This window comes from Oceanobacillus sojae, assembly GCF_900162665.1.
Taxonomy (GTDB): domain Bacteria; phylum Bacillota; class Bacilli; order Bacillales; family Amphibacillaceae; genus Oceanobacillus; species Oceanobacillus sojae_A.
Genome location: NZ_LT727813.1, coordinates 854315 through 870712, shown reverse-complemented (window position 1 = coordinate 870712; position 16398 = coordinate 854315). Strand labels below are relative to the sequence as shown.

Genomic DNA, 16398 nt, shown 5'->3' with positions numbered 1-16398 from the left:
GATGAATGAGCATTTTTATCAAGATGATCCACAGTTAAACAAACAATTACAGCAGGCTATTGAACTAAGAGAAAAAGGGAATGCGGACCAATCCAGAAATATTATATTAAAGCTGTTAGAACAAAATCCGGACAATGCTTTTCTCAACTATCAATGTGCCTGGAGTCATGATATTTTGGGAGAAGAAAGAAGTGCTGTGCCATACTATGAAAAAGCAATTCAGCTGGGCTTAGAAGAAAGGATCTTAGAAGATGCTTTATTAGGGCTTGGAAGTACTTATCGGACATTGGGAGAGTATGAAAAATCGAAGGAAACATTTTTGAAGGGAATGGATTTATTTCCAGATAATAAAGCGATTCAGGTATTCTATTCGATGACGTTATATAATTTAAAAGAGCACAATCAGGCGATGGAGCTTTTGTTAAAAAACCTTGCGGAAACGACAAATGATGTGGATATTCGGAAGTTTTCCAAAGCAATTACTTTCTATGCAGATAAATTGGATACAAGCTGGGAGTGATCAGCGGGAAACGAATTTATTTATTAATACGTAAAATGCCTGTGCTGTTCTACATGAGAACAACACAGGCATCATTTTAATAACAATCCCAATTATAAAGCACGTTACTAAAATTTCTATCTTTCAGATCCTCTTCAGAGATAAAGAAATTTCCAACACCGGAATCGCTCCACATAATGTTACCGCCGGCACTATCGATTTGCAGCAGCAGTATATCATTTTCTTGATAATCTCCATATGCACGCGGGTCTTCCTGTGTAAAGAATGGATAGCCGCCCAGTTTATGACCTTTCCCGCTGAATTGCTGGAAAAATTCTTCTTCCAGGTTTTCATCTTTGTTTATTTTATCAAATATATCTGCGTAAACCTTGTCACGACGATAATCACTTACTGTGATAGCTTCTGAGCCTATTTCAAAGGATAATCCCATCTCCTGTTCTACGGGGAAAAATAACTCATCCTCTGGAACGGTTACAAAAGAAAAATCCTGCACTAATTGTGAGTCATCCTGAATAATATCTTTGTGATAGATAACACGAAAACCAGCTTGATTCTGGCCATCATCAAAATCCATTCCGAGAACATCATCATAACCATCGATATAAAATTGCAAAATTCCTGTATGAGGGAAATGCGGCAAATGAACAGGAACCTCGTCAAAATTAATTTGTGCCAGCAGCTTTAAAGGATTTCCCTCTTCATTTTTAGGATACTCCATCGAAACAGGGAAATACGGATTACCTGCAAATTTACTCTCGAATAAAGATGTTTCCCGCTCTGTAGTAGAAACCTTCACAACCGGGTTCATCGTCTCTTGAATGATAGAGCGGTATTGCTCCAATGCTTCTGGTAATTGTAATGATACTTTGTCTGACATAAGAACCCTCCTGAAATTCAGTTTATTCTGTATAATAGTTACTATAGCAAATTGAAACAAGCAGGGAAAACGAGAAAGCAATTAATTTACAACGATCGGGGCAGGCTGCTTCTTGAGCCAGAGGACGACTAAAGTATTACACCATCTTGGGGGGAGATTCTAATGAACAGGGTAGAATACATCAGAAATAAAGAAAAGGAATATCATGATGCATGTTATGATAATTATAAGCTGTTTGAGAAAGGCTCCTGGCTGTACAAGCCTGTTAAAACAGTGATGGAGCAATTGCCATATTTTAAAGAAAAAACGAATATTCGTGTTCTGGATTTAGGATCGGGGGTTGGCCGGAATAGCATTCCAATAGCAAAAGAAATAAAAGGCAGAGGAAAAGTTGTCTGCGTAGATTTATTGCTTTCGGCAACGGAAAAATTAAAGCAATACAGTAAGGAATATGACGTGGAAGAAGTCATTAAGCTGGAAACAGGGGATATAGAAGATTATTCAATCAAAAAAGAGAGATTTGACTTTATTATCGCAGTATCTGCTTTAGAGCATGTCGCTTCTGAAGCTGTTTTTAATAAAGTAATCGAAAGTATGGCACAGGGAACTAAAAAGAATGGCATCAACTGCATTATTGTTAATTCTGAGGTAGAAGAAATAGATATCGAGAAAAATAAAAAGTTAGATGTCATGATGGAAGTGAATATTAAGACAGAAGAAATGCTTCATAAATTAGACAGGCTGTATGACGGCTGGGAGGTACGGAAGCGGCTGGTGAAACCTTTGAAGTATACCATAGAACGTGACGATAGAGATGCCCTGCTGCAAACAAATGCGATAACTTATGTTGTGACAAGAAGATTTTAGTTTACATGCTCCTCGTTACTTAATAAAGCCTCATAATGTGTAGAAAAGCTCTCTATAAATAAAACTCCTTTTTCATAATGAGTAAAAGGAGTTTTATTTATTTAATATTAGAAAGTTATTGCACTTTATACCTAATTGTCCAGTTCGTTATTCAAACCGTACATCCTCAGAAATCTCTTTCACCTTATCCCACTGTAAAATCCGTACTTCATCATTCTCCCGCTCCACGATCCCCTGATCCATCCACTGCTTTAAAATACGATTAACATGCCTTTTTGTTGTTCCAATTAAAGCGGCGGTTTCTTCAAGGTTATTGGTTGAGATATAAGATACCTGAGAATCAGAAGAAACAGTGCATAAAAAAGCAGCAAGCCGGACATTGGCAGGAGACAGTGCATTCACCCTGGATGAAATGGTGCATGTCCGGAGCTTATAAGCTAATTCTCTTAACAGTATCTGTGAGAATGACGCATCATATTTTAGCTCCTTTTCATAAATCTTTTTAGGGATAAAGACAAAAGTGCATGGCTCTGCTGCAATACAGTTTGATTGAATCAGACAGTCTTCCAGAATTTCAATGTCTCCCATAATGGCAGGAGTCTGGCAGTAACGCAGCAACAGCTCCTTTCCTGTAATTTCCTGACTGGAAACAAAGTATTTTCCACTTATTAAAAAGTAAAATCCATCTATTTCTTCTCCGGCAGTTAATATGTATTCATTTATTTTGTATGTGCGAATGGTGATTTCCTTCTCCAATGTATTTGGAATCGAATAATGATAGATAGCAGCAAATTGTTTTAATGCCATATGATTTTCTCCTCGGGACATCTGTCCTTTTGTAATTTTTAATACATAGTATACTTGAAAAAAGAGGTGATTTAAATGAATTTTGTTTTTGATATAGATGGCACAATTTGTTTTGATGGAAAAACAATAGATTCGTCTATTATACGGGCACTGGAGGAAATAAAAGCAGCAGGGCATGAGGTGATTTTTGCATCTGCAAGACCGATCCGGGATTTGTTGCCTGTTCTGCCCCAGGCTTTTCAACAAGAGAAACTGGTTGGAGGAAATGGAGCATATACTTCAAATGGTGGAAAGATTGATGTTATCCATTTTCAAGATAGTTTGCTTACAAAGCTTCAAACTCTGGTTGAAGATAATCAGATAACCTACTTAGCAGACAGTGATTGGGATTATGCTTTTACAGGAGAGAAGACACATCCAATCTATAAGAATATTAATCAGGCTACAGCTAAGAATCGGGAGCTGAGAAGTCTGGATAAGCTGTGTAAGCTGGTCCTGTTTCAGCCTTCACTGCAAATAATAGATGAGCTTTCCACTATGCCTGTAAATATAACCTGTTACAAGGGTGAAAATGCGATAGACATCAGCCCGGTTGGAATCAATAAAGTAAGAGGGCTGCATGCTTTGCAGGTGAAGGATTTTATTGCATTTGGTAATGACAGTAATGATCAGTGCCTGTTTGAAAGCGCAATGTACAGTGTCTGTATTGGAGGACATGAGGTTAAACAATATGCATCTGCATCGATAGAGAAGGAAAATGTTCCAGCGATGATAAGCGAGGTATTGCGTGCGTATAAAGCTCAGGAAATACAAAGCGTCTATATTTAACTCTTTATTTTAAAAGGAGAGATAACATGAACGAAAAGATTGTCTCGCAATTCCCTACATTAACAAATCGGAATTATCTTGCCAGCTGTTCTCAAGGGCTTCTGCCGGCAAGTACTTCCGATGCAATCACAGCGTATCACGAAGAATTACGGGCTAATGGAATAAACTGGGACGCAGCAATGGGAATGCTGGAAAGAGCCCGGGAATCCTTTGCTGCACTTATTGGGGCTGACCCGGATGAAATAGCAGTTGTGTCTTCGGTATCTCATGCAATCTCTGCAATAGCGACAGCTTTTCCAGATCCTTTAACAGGAGATGAAGTTATTTTCACAGATTTTGATTTCCCAACAGTTGCAGATGTATGGACTGCCCAGGCAAAATTTCAGGGGAAGCTTCATGTGATCCCATCTGAGCATGGGAAGATTTCTCCGGCATCCTTTGAGGACCATATCAGTGAAAAAACACTGCTAACGTCTATTCCACATGTTCATTATAAAAGCGGGTTGAAGCTGGATATCAAAGAAATAGCAGAAATTGCTCATCGAAAAGGTTCGTTATTATTTGTTGATGCCTATCAATCTGCAGGACATTGCCCTATTCATGTAAAAGAGATGGGAATTGATTTTTTGGCAACAGGAACAAGGAAGTATTTATTAGGAATTCCCGGCATTGCTTTTCTGTATATTGATAAAAAAATTGCCGATACACTTCAGCCTAGCATGACTGGTTGGCTGGGAAAAGGGAAGAAAGATGCAAGAAAATTTGATACAGGTACACCTTCCTTTATCAGTGCTTATGCTGCTAAGGCGTCTTTGGATTTTATTCATTCTGTGGGAGTCCGTCATATTGCTGCATATCTTGAAGAATTGAGAGCGTTCACAGTTCAGTATGGGCGTAAAAAAGGATTGAGACTGTATGGAGCTGAAGAGGTGGAAAACAGAACAAGTTTAACAGCATTTTTTCATCCGCGGGCTGCTGAGGTCGTTCATAAGCTGCAAGAAAAAGGAATTGTATTAACTGCGAAGGAGAATATCATCCGAATCGCACCGCACGTTTATAATACCAGGCAGGATATTGAAAGAGCGATTGATGAAATCGTACAGTTGCCGGAATAAAAAGGATGGTTTGTTATCAAGGAATGACACAGAGCCGCACATTTGGTAAATAATGCTGGATAGGCATCTTCACCAAATACACTTTGTTTTGGGTGGTTCAGTGCAGAAGGAGGCTGTTTATGTATTTTAAAACAAGTGACGGGATAAGAATATATTTTGAAGTAAGCGGTACTGGAATCCCTTGTCTGTATCTGCATGGAGGACCGGGCTATTGGAGCAAATCTTTTCAACACATTATGAACGAACCGCTTGGAGAAAAATTGCAAATGGTTTATCTTGATCAGCGGGGCTGCGGAAGATCGGAGCATAGTGAGGAAGAAGCGTATTCTTTAGATAGATTAATAAGCGATATAGAAGAGCTGAGGAATCATCTGGAAATAGATGAATGGCTGGTGATGGGACATTCTTTTGGAGGTATACTTGCGATAAATTATGCAGAACAGTTTCCAGAGAGAACAAAGGGAATTATTTTAGCTAATGCTACCTTAAATATGACGGAGTCCTTTATGCAGCAAATGCGAACAGGATCTGAAATGCTGGGACTGGAATGGACAGGTATCGCCGCAGACAGCCTGTCGAAATTTATGAATACATACTTCGGTATTTTAACAAAATTAATAGAGGAAGGGCTCTATTTTAAGCTGCAATTTGTCGATACAGATAAAAAGAAAGAGCTGGATATGATTGATAATGAGGGTTTAGACAGTGATTCCAACTTTCAAAAATTCGTATTTTCTTCTGCTGAATATTTTCAGGATTTTACATTGTTGTCCGGGAAAATAGATAACCCTGTATTAGTAATTGCCGGCAAAGATGATTATGCTGTTGGACCAAGCCATCATCAGTCCTTTAAATTCAATAAAATGGACGTCCAGGTCTTAACTAGCGGTCATCATCCTTATGTTGAAAACCCTGCAACATTTAAAAAGGTAATTATGGATTTTGTAGAGAACAAGATGAAATAATAGAGCAGGAAGAGTTGTTAGTGAGTTAACGAAATAGTGCAATTATATTTTTGTCAACAATAAAAATGACGAAATGATGAAAAACTGCATCTTTCAAATCACTTTCATCCATTTTTTGAACTTCTCTGTTCACTATTGCTCCTTAAAGTTAACTAAATTGTGTCAGTTACCTGGACTATATAGGAAATGCTACTGCATTCCCGTATAATACAAGACAAGAAATCTTATTTGGAGTGTGAATTGCATGACCAAAAAAATGAGCCTGATCCTGTTCGGACTGTTATTTTTATTAACTGCCTGCAGTGGAGAGGATAATAAACAGGAGGAAAATGCACTGAAAGAAACAGATGATATTAAAGAATTAGTTCATCGATACAGTACGGAAGATATAGTTGATGAGAATGCATCCATTACTTCCGAACAGCTGGTTGTTACAGATAATGAGGGAAATGAACAAGCAGTTTATGATTTGCCGGAGGATGAATTTTTTGTTTCGATTGCCCCTTTTATGCAGCAGACACACCCTTGTGAAATTCATAGTTTAACAGGCTGCCAGGGGGAAATGGTTCTGGAAGATTTTGATGTATATATTGAAACTGCAGAAGGTGATGTTGTCATAGATGAGACCATGCAGACGGAAGAAAATGGCTTTATTGACCTGTGGCTCCCCCGGGATGAAACATATACGGTTGAAATTAGACATGACGGAAAAGAAGTGACATCCGAGATCAGCACGTTTGACGATGATTTTACTTGTATCACAACAATGCAATTAAGCTAATCAGGAACACTTCACAAATACAGGCTGGCGGTTATTCGAGCCAGCCTGTATTTGTGATAGCGATATTATTTACGCAGGCTTTCATAATTGATCCTCCTTGTACATACGTTAAAGCAAGGAGGATGATAGGATGGATAAAACAGATGAGCCAATGAAAAGAATGGCTAATTTGCGCTTATCACATGCGGGATTTGCCCAGTATTATAAGGGGTTATTAAACAGAAACCATTATCTGCTCAAGGGAAACAGCAAAAATAAATCTCACAAGCATTTTTTTCAAAATGTTCATAGGGCAAATTCTTATCATATTACATAGAATTTGCTTTATGTGAATATAAATGAAACTTCATTGAATAGAAATCTCCGTAATAAGACAGGATGAACATCGTTTGGCCGTTTGATATTCTTATATCAAGCGGTTTTTTCAATAATTAAGGAGCAGTTTTTAATTTGAGTTAGACTGGTGAAACAGTTTTAATACTTCATGGAGAAAAAATATGAAGTGACAAGGACGTATTCTCTTTTTATCAAAGGATAAAGAATGCTACAATAATAAAACGTAATCTTAAAATAAAGACGGGCAGCAGGTGGTATTCATCATGCCGCAACAGCTGCCTGTGATAAATATATATGTTTCAGATAGAGCAGCAGGAGGAGTAATCATGGTAAGAACGAAACAGGATGTGGAGCGGTTAGAAGCTGAACTGAATCGAATTCACGATAGCATCAACATCAGCTCAGAGGAGCTATTTAATCATCGGATTAAGGGAATATGGCAGAGGCTGAAAACAAGCTCAGGAAATGAACATTTAAAAACAATGCCGCTGGATACGATTCTAACACTGGAAAAAGGGTTTCCTGTAGATAATCTGATGAAGAATGGCTTTAAAACAATGAAAGATATAGCTGATCAAAAAATTGAGGATTTTATGCAGATAGAGGGTATTGATGAAAAAGCGGCACAGGATCTTTATCAAGCTGTTTCAAAGATAAAATCATCCGTTTATGAACAAGCAATTCCACGTGTGAATCCAGATGATATCTCTGATGAAGATTTCAATTTACTGGAATCCATTTATAAGAAGTGGCATCTGCTGAAAATTCTGGAGGAATTGCAAGCGAAGTTCCAGGAATATTATGAAGAAACGATTCCCGATATTGAAATTGCAAAGAAGCAGAAGAGCTTTTTTGGGGCATTATTCCAGCCGAAAGAGGAGAAGGAGAAAATCCGATCTGCCTTTGCTAATTTAAATAAAAGCAAGCATCAAAAGGAACTGAATCAGATCAAGAAAAGATTAGATTATATGCTTGATTTTGAAGTGAGCAAAGAAGAACTTAAAAAACATTTTGAAACAGAAAATGCTTTCTACTATACAGAGATCGAGAAAGCAACGGACTTTGACTCGGAAAATATTTCAGAAAGCTTGCCGCCAGAGGCAGTAGAAGCGGTGAACAGTTATCCATTTGATACCAGAGGACTGAACATTACCCTAAGAAATTATCAAATTTTCGGCGCGAAGTATGCATTGCTGTATAAAAAGACGCTGCTGGGTGACGAAATGGGATTGGGAAAGACGATTCAGGCGCTCGCTATTATTAATCATCTTACGCAAAACAATCAAGGACATGCTATTATTATTTGTCCATTAAGTGTGGTTGCAAACTGGAAAAGAGAGATTGAACAGCGATCTGATTTACAGACATTTGTCTTCCATGGCAGCAATCGGGACGAACAGTTTAAAGCATGGGAAGAAAATACCGGAGTATTAATTACAACCTTTGAATTGGCAGGCCATATGCCGCTTGAAAAAGAACATTATCTCGATGCGCTCATTGTTGATGAGGCACATTATGTGAAAAATCCAGGTGCCAAGCGCTCGCAAAATGTTTATCATTTAGCCGATTTGGCAGAGTATGTCTTATTTATGAGCGGTACACCACTGGAAAATAGTGTGGAAGAAATGAAGCAATTAATCTCTGTTTTACAGCCGGAAATCGCGAACAGTTTAACTGAAGAAATGCACCTGCATCATCCGCAGGCATTTCGGAAAGCAATTGCTCCCGTGTACTTAAGAAGAAATCGGAAGGATGTCTTAAATGAACTTCCAGAATTAGAAATTATTCCAGAGTGGATTCATTTCGGGGAGGAAGAGGAAAAGTTCTATCAGCAGGCAGTGAAGGATGAACAGGTCATGGCAATGCGTCGTGCCGCCTGGCAGGGTGGAACACCAGATAAATCGCCGAAGCTTGAGAAGCTATTGGAAATTTGTGAGAATGCCAAAGAAAATGGACATAAGGTGCTGGTGTTTTCTTATTTTAAAGATGTTATCCAGACCATCAGTAAAAATTTAGAGGATGGGACCCACCGGGCAATTACTGGAGACGTTCCTAATCATAAAAGGCAGGAAATTATAGATGTATTTACAGCAGATGAGGCTGGCTCAGTTCTGGTCAGTCAAATCACTGCCGGTGGTGTCGGAGTAAATATTCAGGCCGCGAATGTTGTGATTTTATGTGAACCGCAATGGAAGCCGACGATGGAGGAGCAGGCGATCAGCCGGGCGTATCGAATGGGACAATCCCGGAATGTAGTTGTTTACCGCTTATTAACAGAAGACAGCATGGATGTAGCGATGCTGGAGGTATTGGGAGAAAAAGCAGATCTCTTTCATTTATTTGCCAGAGAATCAGATACAGCATCCCGTATCCTGGATGAACAGGAGCGGGAAGAGGAAGAAGCTTCTATTCAGAAGAAGGTATTGGAGCTGGAGAAAGAGCGTTTTATGGAATCTGTGCGTTAAGAAAAGCTTTGGGCTGTTTGTGGAAAAAAAAGAAGGAGACAGCTAAGATGTATCCATATTTAAAATCACAGTTTGATATAGAAAATCTGCAGCATCAAATCAAGCACCGGCAATTCATGCAGAATTTAGAAGAGGCTGAGAAGTGTACCGAAGAACCAATCATTAATAATAAGTCCCTCAAATAACATCGAAAACTGTTATTTGAGGGACTTATTTCTTTCTACATGTGAACCCATATCTGAACAATACTTATCCCGATACCCAATGCTAAAGGAACAATTCTTGTTAAATTTAATCCTGTGAATGTGACAGTTGTCTTTTCTAAAGGATCCTTTGCCGGAGATGCTAAGTAATGTATAAAACGCTGCCAAGCCACTTGTTTTTGCATCAGCTTTTGCTCAGGAACAATCACATGAAATTGATCCAGTTCTTTCTTTAATGTATCTTCCTTTTTAAATTCATCCTTCAGCATGAAAATCCTCCTTCAGGTCGTTTTTTAGTGTGCTCATTGCCTTGTGTAGTCTTGATTTAACGGTGCCTATTGGAATATCTAATATGGATGCAATTTCATTTTGCGGCAGGTCCTCATAGTAAACAAGTAAAATAATCGCTCGCTGTTTATCAGGTAAGTCAGCGATTGCCTGCTGTACCCACATTTTTTCATCCATGCTTATTGAGTGGTCAGCCTGTGGAATCAAAAAGGGAAGCAGGGAGCGCCATTTTTTCCTTCTGTTTAACTTATTTATTAATAATCGGTAAGCTATTTGGAATAAATAAGCTTTGACAGTTCCTTTATCAGGATCGAATGTCTGTTTTTTCTTCTGCAGGATTTCAAAGGTATCATGGACGATGTCGACACTAAGCTGCTCTTCTTGAGTGTACCGGTATAAAAAGCAGTAGAGAGGCTCATGCAGAATGGCATATAATTCAGTAAAACCTGTTTCATCTCCATTCTGATACAACTCCATCCATTCTTCGTTACGCTTCATCTTCTTTATCCTCTAGATGCGCCTTGATGGATTTTAAAGTCATGGAAATACGGCTGATAAAATAGCAAACAGTTACGATAACCCAGGCTTGAGCCTGATTGGATAAAAATTGCACCCAGGAGTTTTCAATATTTTCTCCGGAAGCTAATAAGAAAAATAAGATTACTGTACAAAGAATGGTATAAGCTGCCACTGCTATTGTAACTGTATCAAATATATTCCATCTTAAATAGACCGTTGTCTTTTTGTAATTTATTTTCCCATCTTCTTTGACTATATATTTACGATTAAATGGTATACTGACTGCCAAAATCAGTATAATTTGTATTCCTGCTGCAATCAAAGAAATAATATATCCTGTTCCCATATGATTCTCCTTATCTGTATATTTTTTGAGCATAGTATGCTGAAACTTGTTAAAATCAGTACAATGCGATGATATTTGTTCTATTACATTTCATTGTGCATGCAATGTAGCAAATAAGTAAAGTATGGTTTTATTTTAATTAGCCGCTGTTACTGACTATACAAACAAGGGAGGAAAAAGGTTCAAAAAAATAATGAAAATCAGAAATATATCCTAAAACCATGTTAGGCTAAGAGTATAGATCAAATTTTTAAATGAAGGAGCTGTTGATTAATATGAATAAAACAATTTATATTATCCGGCATTGTGAAGCAGAAGGACAGGCTCCCGATGCTCCCTTGACAGAAAAGGGGAAAGAGCAGGCGGAAAAGCTGGCTGCATTTTTGTATGAAAAGAAAGTGGATCGTATTATTTCCAGCCCATTTTTACGTGCAATACAAACGGTAGAGCCGCTTGCAGAAGCAAATAATTTGAAAATAAAAGTGGATAACCGTTTGCGGGAAAGAGTGCTCAGTTCTGCTTCAATGCCTGACTGGATGACTAAACTTGAAGCAACCTATAAAGATTTAGATTTAAAATATGAAGGCGGCGAAAGCAGTAACGAGGCAACAGGAAGAATTGTTGAGGCAGTGAACGAAATACGTGAAAGTGATGCCGATAACAGCATCATTGTTGCACATGGAGGAATTATATCGCTGCTTCTGTATTATTATGATAAAAACGCAGGATTCGAGGCGTGGAGAAAACTTAGTAATCCAGATATTTATGCATTACAGATTTCAGATGATAATTATCAGCTTGAACGGTTATGGGAAGAGGAACAAAACGAAAAAAGAGCTGATTGAATATATTTCTCATCATACTTCAATCAGCTTAAATGTTTCAAAATTGAAAATCATAGCAGCCAGCTGGAGGACATTTTCAAGATGTATCTGATCCTCCTGCCCGTTTGCAATAGAATAGCGCTCCTCTTTTTGCGTATAGAAAAACAGCACATATCATAATGCTCTGTATATCAAATCCAAAAGTCATCGTATTTCACCTAGTCATCCCACCAGCTCGTTTCCATATCAATTAGCCAATGATTTTTTAGTGTTAAGGCACGTTCGATAGCTGCAATAGTTCCGGCGGCCAGCAGTGTCGTATTCAGCCAGGCTGGAAGGATTATCGGTGATGTAAAGGAGCCCCATCTTTCCTCAATGATAGGAAGCTGCGAAATCATGGCAGCCAGCTGTGGCAAGCCCAATATTAAAGAAATCAAAAGAATGATAACGGCAAGTTTTCCAATGATGGAGCTGATTTCAGGGAATTTGGCATCAAGGCGCATCCGCAAGCCTTCAGCTGAACGGCGGTCTGGAGATAATACAACCTCCTGTTCATCCTCCGTCACATAATGAATCCGTTTCAAACCATAGGTTGTTGTTGCTGCCTCAATAACTCCTCCAGAAACCGGGAAAAAAGCTGGATTAGAAGCTTTTGCATGATGCTTTCCGTCACGATATAAATCGATTGATTCATTTTCATCAAAATAATCAACATGAACTGCATACGTGTGCATTTCCCCATCCTCTTCACGAAGCTTTATATAAAAAAGCGAACGATAAAATACCTCGTAAAAACGAAATGGCTTCAATGCATGCCCATCTCCATCTTTTACTTTTTTTATTGCTCTTTGTCTGCGCTTGCTCTTGAAAAAACGCAACATATTATCCTGCCTCCGTGGTACTTCTTTAATAGATAATACGGAATAAGCAAGAAAAGGTTTCTTATATTATTTTTTTTACGTCCATGAAAAAATGAAAACCACTGAATGAAATAAACCTGATGACTTTTTTGTATGAAAATGCGCCTGCTGGTTCATAACTAAAAGATAGGAGAAGAGAAAGGGTGCCGGCAATGGATTTCATGAACGAGATAGAGAATTTGAAACAAAAAAATAAAGATTTACAAATGAAATCCATCATGATTAATGATACTGCTTATGATGTGATCGGCTTTGAAAGTCTGGTGGATTTTTCGGCGACATGGGAAATAGTCGAGGCATTAATTGGTAATCAAGAAAATAAGTCACAAGGGTCAAAAGGTTTTCAATCGAAAAACATTACATGGAATAAAATAGAAATAAACAAACAAATGCAAGCATTGTATGAAGGGAAATTAATTATTTGGGATCGTGCTGAAGAAGCTTCTTTAATCGTAGATCCTGTCTCTCAGCCCCTTTATAGAAGTATAGAAGTACCAGTTAACGAATCGGTTATTTATGGAGCAAAGGATGCGTTTACAGAGAACAGCCAGCAAAATATAGGATTGTTACGCAGTAAATATCAATCCAAAGATTTTGAAGTAATGACAACACAGCATGGTAAAAGAAACCGCCGCTTTTCATTTCTTATTTTGAAGGGTACCACAGATCAAAAAATGGTTGAAATGATCAAGAAGAAAATTGAGGATTATCCAAATGAAATTAAGCAGGTGAAGGATATTCACGTTGCTTTCGGATTTTCTAAATTTTCCCTGATTACCCGTGTATCCTCCACTGAGCTTCCGGAAAATGCGATGGAGTACATAGAACAAGGGAAAATTGTCTTCTTTATGGATGGCTATCCATTTGCACTGGTAATGTTCAATACGGTTTTTGATGTGTTTAAGCAGCCGAGTGACAGTAATTATCTGAGTGTATTTGTGTATTCTCTATATATGCTGCGTATTGTTGGAATTATGATTGCAGTATTACTGCCGGGGCTGTATGTAGCCCTGATTACTATAAATCCTGAGATGCTGAAGGTTCAGCTTGCCCTCTCTATCACAGAAAGCCGGCAATTTGTACCTTATCCAGCTTTTATAGAAATAATTATTATGCTGCTCCTGATTGAATTAATTACCGAAGCGGCAGTCCGTCTGCCTATTTCTATATCCAATACAATTGGTGTTGTAGGCGGTATTATTTTGGGGCAGGCCATTGTAGAAGCCAGTCTGGTCAGTGGTGTATTAATTATTATTATTGCTGCTACGACAATTGCCAATGGTATTGTAATTAATTTTGAAAATGGAATTACCTTACGGCTGATGAAGTATATCATTGTTATTTTCTCTGCTTTATTTGGGATTCTGGGACATGTTATCGGTCTGCTGGTTTTATGCTCCTATATAGCCCGAATTACGAGTTTTGGAGTTCCTTATGTCCGGTGGAAAAAGGAAGGGATTCAAAGTGAAAATCAATAACTTATTGATTATTACCTTTTTTTTATTAACGAATATAGGAGTAATGTTTCTTCTCTATCCGACATTGATTTTGGATACGGTAGATAATGGGCATTGGCTGGTTGTTTTGATTCATGGATTTACACATATCGCTCTTGTAGGAATTTTATTATTTGGGATGTCTAAGCTGGAAAACCCTAATGTCCTGCAATATTTACCTGAGAAACGCTGGTTCATCTCCATCATATTTATGATTCCTTTATCGCTGTTTATCATTGGAACGGTTATTGTTTCTATCCGGACCTATGCTGAATTTACTACGGTATTATTTCTAAACCAGACGCCGATTTTATATGTCATGGTTATTTTCGTCGCTACGGCTACATATATCGGACTTGGTTCAATGGAGAGTATTTTCCGGACAACGTTTTTAATTGCCGGGGCTTCATCCTATATTATTGTGGTTATTTTCATATTATCCTTTTTCAATGCAGAATGGTATAACTTCTTTCCGATGAAGGTAGATAATATCGATTTTATATTTGAAATGCCCTTTATTACAGGTTTTTTAGTCTTGTCTCCTACCTTTTTATTTTTTGCTTTTCTGCCTAAAAAAAAGAAACTCAATTATAAAACAATTTTCTGGTTTTCATGGTTTTTAATTCCTTTTATTTTTATGGCTGCTTATTCCCCTATGCTGGTTTTTGGGTATGAAGTAGCGCGGAATTTTACTTTTCCCTATATTGAAATGTTAGCCACAGTCGATATTCAATGGTCTATCTTTGAAACACTGACTAGTCTTTTTGGTTTAAGTCTGCTTATTTACGCAACGATTTTTTTAGGGATGTTATTGCATATTTTGCGAATGCTATATCAAAATATGTTCCGGGTCAGCAAACTGCATGCATCGGTTGCCCTTGTTATTATAGTCATCATCATTACAATAGCAGCAAATATGATTTCTACATGGGAGCAGGTGCAGACACATATCATATGGATTATACCACTTCGTTTTTATTCATTTATCAGTCTGCTGATTTTCATCTTTTGGATAGGAAGAAGGCAAAAGCATGAAACGTAATGATTGGAAAAAAATACTCATTCTCTTATTATCGCTGATCTTTTTAAGCGGATGCTGGGATTCCAGAGATATTAATTACCGTTCCACACCTATTTTGATGGGGCTGACGAAAGATGAAGATTTATTTCATGTGTATTTAATTATTCCAGTATCAGTAGTATCTGAACAGCGGAATTTGGCCAAAGTGGATGGCAAGGGAATTACGATTGTAGATGCCCTTGAACAGCTTAAGAAAAAAATTGAAACAACTATTGACTTAGAGCATATCGGTTTTATTGTTTTAGACGAGGAGCTGGGTAAAGAAGGAATAGGGAAAATAATAAACACCTTCATGAGGATGCGTGATGTACCCGGAACACCAGCGATTGCATTTACGAAAGAGGATATGAATACCTATATTGATCAGATGATTGATACGTTTCAAAAAGTAGGGGTACCCATATTTGGTTTTCTGGAAAAACAGATTGGCTGGGAAATTAATACTCCAGAAGTTATTTTATGGGAGGTTTATAGAGGTATTCATTCGTATACATCGGATATTTCTATACCGCTAATCAGCTCAAATAAAAATCTGGAAATGGATTACTTTGGTGCATCCGTACTCAAGGATGGAAAAATTGTTGAAACATTAGACTCTATTGAAGTTATGCTGATGAATTTGTTAAATAATGAAGAAAATGTTATTAAAACATTTGTGACCATTGATGACACCACCAATGTAGAGCTCGTTGAAAGAGATGTAGAATATGATTACAAATTTAGAGGAGATGAAGTCGACCTGACTATAAGGTTAGAATTCGTATTGATTGTCTCTGAAGCAGAGGACCATTTGAATGATGATAAAATTCAGAAAATGTTTGAAGAAAAAATGAAAAAAGATACCCTTAAACTGGTAAAAAAGCTGCAGGGTAAACATGCAGATGTATTAGGAATAAGCAACCGGATCAGAAAAAATTATACCAATGCAGAGCTGAAAAACTTTCTGGAAGAAATATATCCAAATATAAATATCAATGTAGATGTGGAAGCAGTAATCGAAAATAACGGTAAGTTAAGAAACTTAAATAATGATGATTTTGAAGACTGGGATAAGGAAAAGCAGGAACAGGACTAGCTTCAAAGAGGCTGAGGTATAGCCAAGTCTTCTCTCTGCCAACAAAGAATCCGGATATCGAAAAATAGCTGGGTTCTTTGTTATT

At 37.7% G+C, this 16398-nt stretch carries 20 protein-coding genes; 13 read left to right on the top strand and 7 right to left on the bottom strand.

The window, feature by feature from the left end; all coding sequences use genetic code 11:
- Position 1: 1 nt before the first annotated feature.
- Positions 2-520: a tetratricopeptide repeat protein gene (locus tag BN1068_RS21560; protein WP_077604872.1), complete on the top strand. Its 519-nt coding sequence runs from the start codon at positions 2-4 to the stop codon at positions 518-520.
- Between the two features lie 76 nt (positions 521-596).
- Here the strand turns inward: BN1068_RS21560 and BN1068_RS21555 are convergent, their stop codons facing one another.
- On the bottom strand, positions 597-1397 hold the full coding sequence (locus BN1068_RS21555; RefSeq protein ID WP_077604871.1) for a YwqG family protein: 801 nt from the start codon (positions 1395-1397) through the stop codon (positions 597-599).
- Between the two features lie 162 nt (positions 1398-1559).
- On the opposite strand from BN1068_RS21555, the gene BN1068_RS21550 reads away from it, so the two are divergent.
- A complete protein-coding gene (locus tag BN1068_RS21550) occupies positions 1560-2264 on the top strand; it encodes a class I SAM-dependent methyltransferase (protein ID WP_077604870.1) in 705 nt (234 codons plus the stop codon).
- 147 nt (positions 2265-2411) lie between these two features.
- Here the strand turns inward: BN1068_RS21550 and BN1068_RS21545 are convergent, their stop codons facing one another.
- Positions 2412-3071 carry a Crp/Fnr family transcriptional regulator gene (locus BN1068_RS21545; protein ID WP_077604869.1) on the bottom strand — a complete coding sequence of 220 codons (660 nt, stop codon included), beginning with the start codon at positions 3069-3071 and terminating at the stop codon, positions 2412-2414.
- Between the two features lie 75 nt (positions 3072-3146).
- Here BN1068_RS21545 and BN1068_RS21540 point away from each other — a divergent pair, with 75 nt between their 5' ends.
- Both BN1068_RS21540 and BN1068_RS21535 read left to right on the top strand, forming a co-directional pair.
- The gene (locus BN1068_RS21540; protein ID WP_077604868.1) at positions 3147-3899 is read left to right on the top strand and encodes an HAD-IIB family hydrolase; all 753 of its coding nucleotides are present in this window, start codon (positions 3147-3149) and stop codon (positions 3897-3899) included.
- A 26-nt stretch (positions 3900-3925) separates the two neighbouring features.
- Positions 3926-5014 carry an aminotransferase class V-fold PLP-dependent enzyme gene (locus BN1068_RS21535; protein WP_077604867.1) on the top strand — a complete coding sequence of 363 codons (1089 nt, stop codon included), beginning with the start codon at positions 3926-3928 and terminating at the stop codon, positions 5012-5014.
- On the opposite strand, the gene BN1068_RS23470 is transcribed toward BN1068_RS21535, so the two are convergent.
- Positions 4954-5211, bottom strand: a complete 258-nt coding sequence (locus BN1068_RS23470) for a Fic family protein (RefSeq protein ID WP_077605193.1) — start codon at positions 5209-5211, stop codon at positions 4954-4956. The two genes, BN1068_RS21535 and BN1068_RS23470, sit on opposite strands and share 61 nt — an antisense overlap.
- On the opposite strand from BN1068_RS23470, the gene BN1068_RS21525 reads away from it, so the two are divergent.
- From BN1068_RS21525 to BN1068_RS23775, 5 genes are all read left to right on the top strand, one after another.
- Entirely contained in the window at positions 5134-5979 is an 846-nt protein-coding gene (locus BN1068_RS21525) for an alpha/beta fold hydrolase (protein WP_077604866.1), read from the top strand. The two genes, BN1068_RS23470 and BN1068_RS21525, sit on opposite strands and share 78 nt — an antisense overlap.
- 244 nt (positions 5980-6223) lie before the next feature.
- Positions 6224-6760, top strand: coding sequence for a CueP family metal-binding protein (locus tag BN1068_RS21520; RefSeq protein WP_077604865.1), 537 nt, complete (start codon positions 6224-6226; stop codon positions 6758-6760).
- A gap of 130 nt (positions 6761-6890) precedes the next feature.
- Positions 6891-7076, top strand: a complete 186-nt coding sequence (locus BN1068_RS21515) for a hypothetical protein (RefSeq protein WP_077604864.1) — start codon at positions 6891-6893, stop codon at positions 7074-7076.
- 346 nt (positions 7077-7422) lie between these two features.
- A complete protein-coding gene (locus BN1068_RS21510; RefSeq protein ID WP_175637224.1) occupies positions 7423-9561 on the top strand; it encodes a DEAD/DEAH box helicase in 2139 nt (712 codons plus the stop codon).
- 47 nt (positions 9562-9608) lie between these two features.
- Entirely contained in the window at positions 9609-9746 is a 138-nt protein-coding gene (locus tag BN1068_RS23775; protein ID WP_175637223.1) for a hypothetical protein, read from the top strand.
- Between the two features lie 35 nt (positions 9747-9781).
- Here BN1068_RS23775 and BN1068_RS21505 read toward each other — a convergent pair whose 3' ends face one another.
- From BN1068_RS21505 to BN1068_RS21495, 3 genes are read right to left on the bottom strand one after another with little or no spacing between them, the layout of a single operon-like run.
- A complete protein-coding gene (locus tag BN1068_RS21505) occupies positions 9782-10033 on the bottom strand; it encodes a hypothetical protein (protein WP_077604862.1) in 252 nt (83 codons plus the stop codon).
- Positions 10020-10559, bottom strand: a complete 540-nt coding sequence (locus BN1068_RS21500) for an RNA polymerase sigma factor (protein WP_077604861.1) — start codon at positions 10557-10559, stop codon at positions 10020-10022. Before BN1068_RS21500 ends, BN1068_RS21505 begins: the two co-directional genes overlap by 14 nt.
- The gene (locus BN1068_RS21495; protein WP_077604860.1) at positions 10540-10917 is read right to left on the bottom strand and encodes a group-specific protein; all 378 of its coding nucleotides are present in this window, start codon (positions 10915-10917) and stop codon (positions 10540-10542) included. The genes BN1068_RS21500 and BN1068_RS21495 overlap by 20 nt, the downstream gene beginning before the upstream one ends.
- Positions 10918-11192: 275 nt before the next feature.
- Here BN1068_RS21495 and BN1068_RS21490 point away from each other — a divergent pair, with 275 nt between their 5' ends.
- Entirely contained in the window at positions 11193-11762 is a 570-nt protein-coding gene (locus BN1068_RS21490; RefSeq protein ID WP_077604859.1) for a histidine phosphatase family protein, read from the top strand.
- 197 nt (positions 11763-11959) lie between these two features.
- On the opposite strand, the gene BN1068_RS21485 is transcribed toward BN1068_RS21490, so the two are convergent.
- The gene (locus BN1068_RS21485) at positions 11960-12622 is read right to left on the bottom strand and encodes a hypothetical protein (protein ID WP_077604858.1); all 663 of its coding nucleotides are present in this window, start codon (positions 12620-12622) and stop codon (positions 11960-11962) included.
- 191 nt (positions 12623-12813) lie between these two features.
- On the opposite strand from BN1068_RS21485, the gene BN1068_RS21480 reads away from it, so the two are divergent.
- The 3 genes from BN1068_RS21480 to BN1068_RS21470 are packed head-to-tail and all read left to right on the top strand — an operon-like array spanning position 12814 to position 16313.
- Complete coding sequence (locus tag BN1068_RS21480; RefSeq protein ID WP_077605192.1) at positions 12814-14139, top strand: spore germination protein; 1326 nt, start codon at positions 12814-12816, stop codon at positions 14137-14139.
- Positions 14126-15199, top strand: coding sequence for a GerAB/ArcD/ProY family transporter (locus BN1068_RS21475; RefSeq protein ID WP_077604857.1), 1074 nt, complete (start codon positions 14126-14128; stop codon positions 15197-15199). The genes BN1068_RS21480 and BN1068_RS21475 overlap by 14 nt, the downstream gene beginning before the upstream one ends.
- Complete coding sequence (locus BN1068_RS21470) at positions 15189-16313, top strand: Ger(x)C family spore germination protein (RefSeq protein ID WP_077604856.1); 1125 nt, start codon at positions 15189-15191, stop codon at positions 16311-16313. The genes BN1068_RS21475 and BN1068_RS21470 overlap by 11 nt, the downstream gene beginning before the upstream one ends.
- Positions 16314-16398 lie beyond the last annotated feature (85 nt).

Excerpts from the sequence above, each read along its gene's own strand:
- BN1068_RS21560 (WP_077604872.1), top strand. The coding sequence starts at position 2 with ATGAATGAGCATTTTTATCAAGATGATCCACAGTTAAACAAACAATTA.
- BN1068_RS21555 (WP_077604871.1), bottom strand. The coding sequence starts at position 1,397 with ATGTCAGACAAAGTATCATTACAATTACCAGAAGCATTGGAGCAATAC.
- BN1068_RS21550 (WP_077604870.1), top strand. The coding sequence starts at position 1,560 with ATGAACAGGGTAGAATACATCAGAAATAAAGAAAAGGAATATCATGAT.
- BN1068_RS21545 (WP_077604869.1), bottom strand. The coding sequence starts at position 3,071 with ATGGCATTAAAACAATTTGCTGCTATCTATCATTATTCGATTCCAAAT.
- BN1068_RS21540 (WP_077604868.1), top strand. The coding sequence starts at position 3,147 with ATGAATTTTGTTTTTGATATAGATGGCACAATTTGTTTTGATGGAAAA.
- BN1068_RS21535 (WP_077604867.1), top strand. The coding sequence starts at position 3,926 with ATGAACGAAAAGATTGTCTCGCAATTCCCTACATTAACAAATCGGAAT.
- BN1068_RS21525 (WP_077604866.1), top strand. The coding sequence starts at position 5,134 with ATGTATTTTAAAACAAGTGACGGGATAAGAATATATTTTGAAGTAAGC.
- BN1068_RS23470 (WP_077605193.1), bottom strand. The coding sequence starts at position 5,211 with ATGCAGATACAGACAAGGGATTCCAGTACCGCTTACTTCAAAATATAT.
- BN1068_RS21520 (WP_077604865.1), top strand. The coding sequence starts at position 6,224 with ATGACCAAAAAAATGAGCCTGATCCTGTTCGGACTGTTATTTTTATTA.
- BN1068_RS21515 (WP_077604864.1), top strand. The coding sequence starts at position 6,891 with ATGGATAAAACAGATGAGCCAATGAAAAGAATGGCTAATTTGCGCTTA.
- BN1068_RS21510 (WP_175637224.1), top strand. The coding sequence starts at position 7,423 with ATGGTAAGAACGAAACAGGATGTGGAGCGGTTAGAAGCTGAACTGAAT.
- BN1068_RS23775 (WP_175637223.1), top strand. The coding sequence starts at position 9,609 with ATGTATCCATATTTAAAATCACAGTTTGATATAGAAAATCTGCAGCAT.
- BN1068_RS21505 (WP_077604862.1), bottom strand. The coding sequence starts at position 10,033 with ATGCTGAAGGATGAATTTAAAAAGGAAGATACATTAAAGAAAGAACTG.
- BN1068_RS21495 (WP_077604860.1), bottom strand. The coding sequence starts at position 10,917 with ATGGGAACAGGATATATTATTTCTTTGATTGCAGCAGGAATACAAATT.
- BN1068_RS21490 (WP_077604859.1), top strand. The coding sequence starts at position 11,193 with ATGAATAAAACAATTTATATTATCCGGCATTGTGAAGCAGAAGGACAG.
- BN1068_RS21485 (WP_077604858.1), bottom strand. The coding sequence starts at position 12,622 with ATGTTGCGTTTTTTCAAGAGCAAGCGCAGACAAAGAGCAATAAAAAAA.
- BN1068_RS21480 (WP_077605192.1), top strand. The coding sequence starts at position 12,814 with ATGGATTTCATGAACGAGATAGAGAATTTGAAACAAAAAAATAAAGAT.
- BN1068_RS21470 (WP_077604856.1), top strand. The coding sequence starts at position 15,189 with ATGAAACGTAATGATTGGAAAAAAATACTCATTCTCTTATTATCGCTG.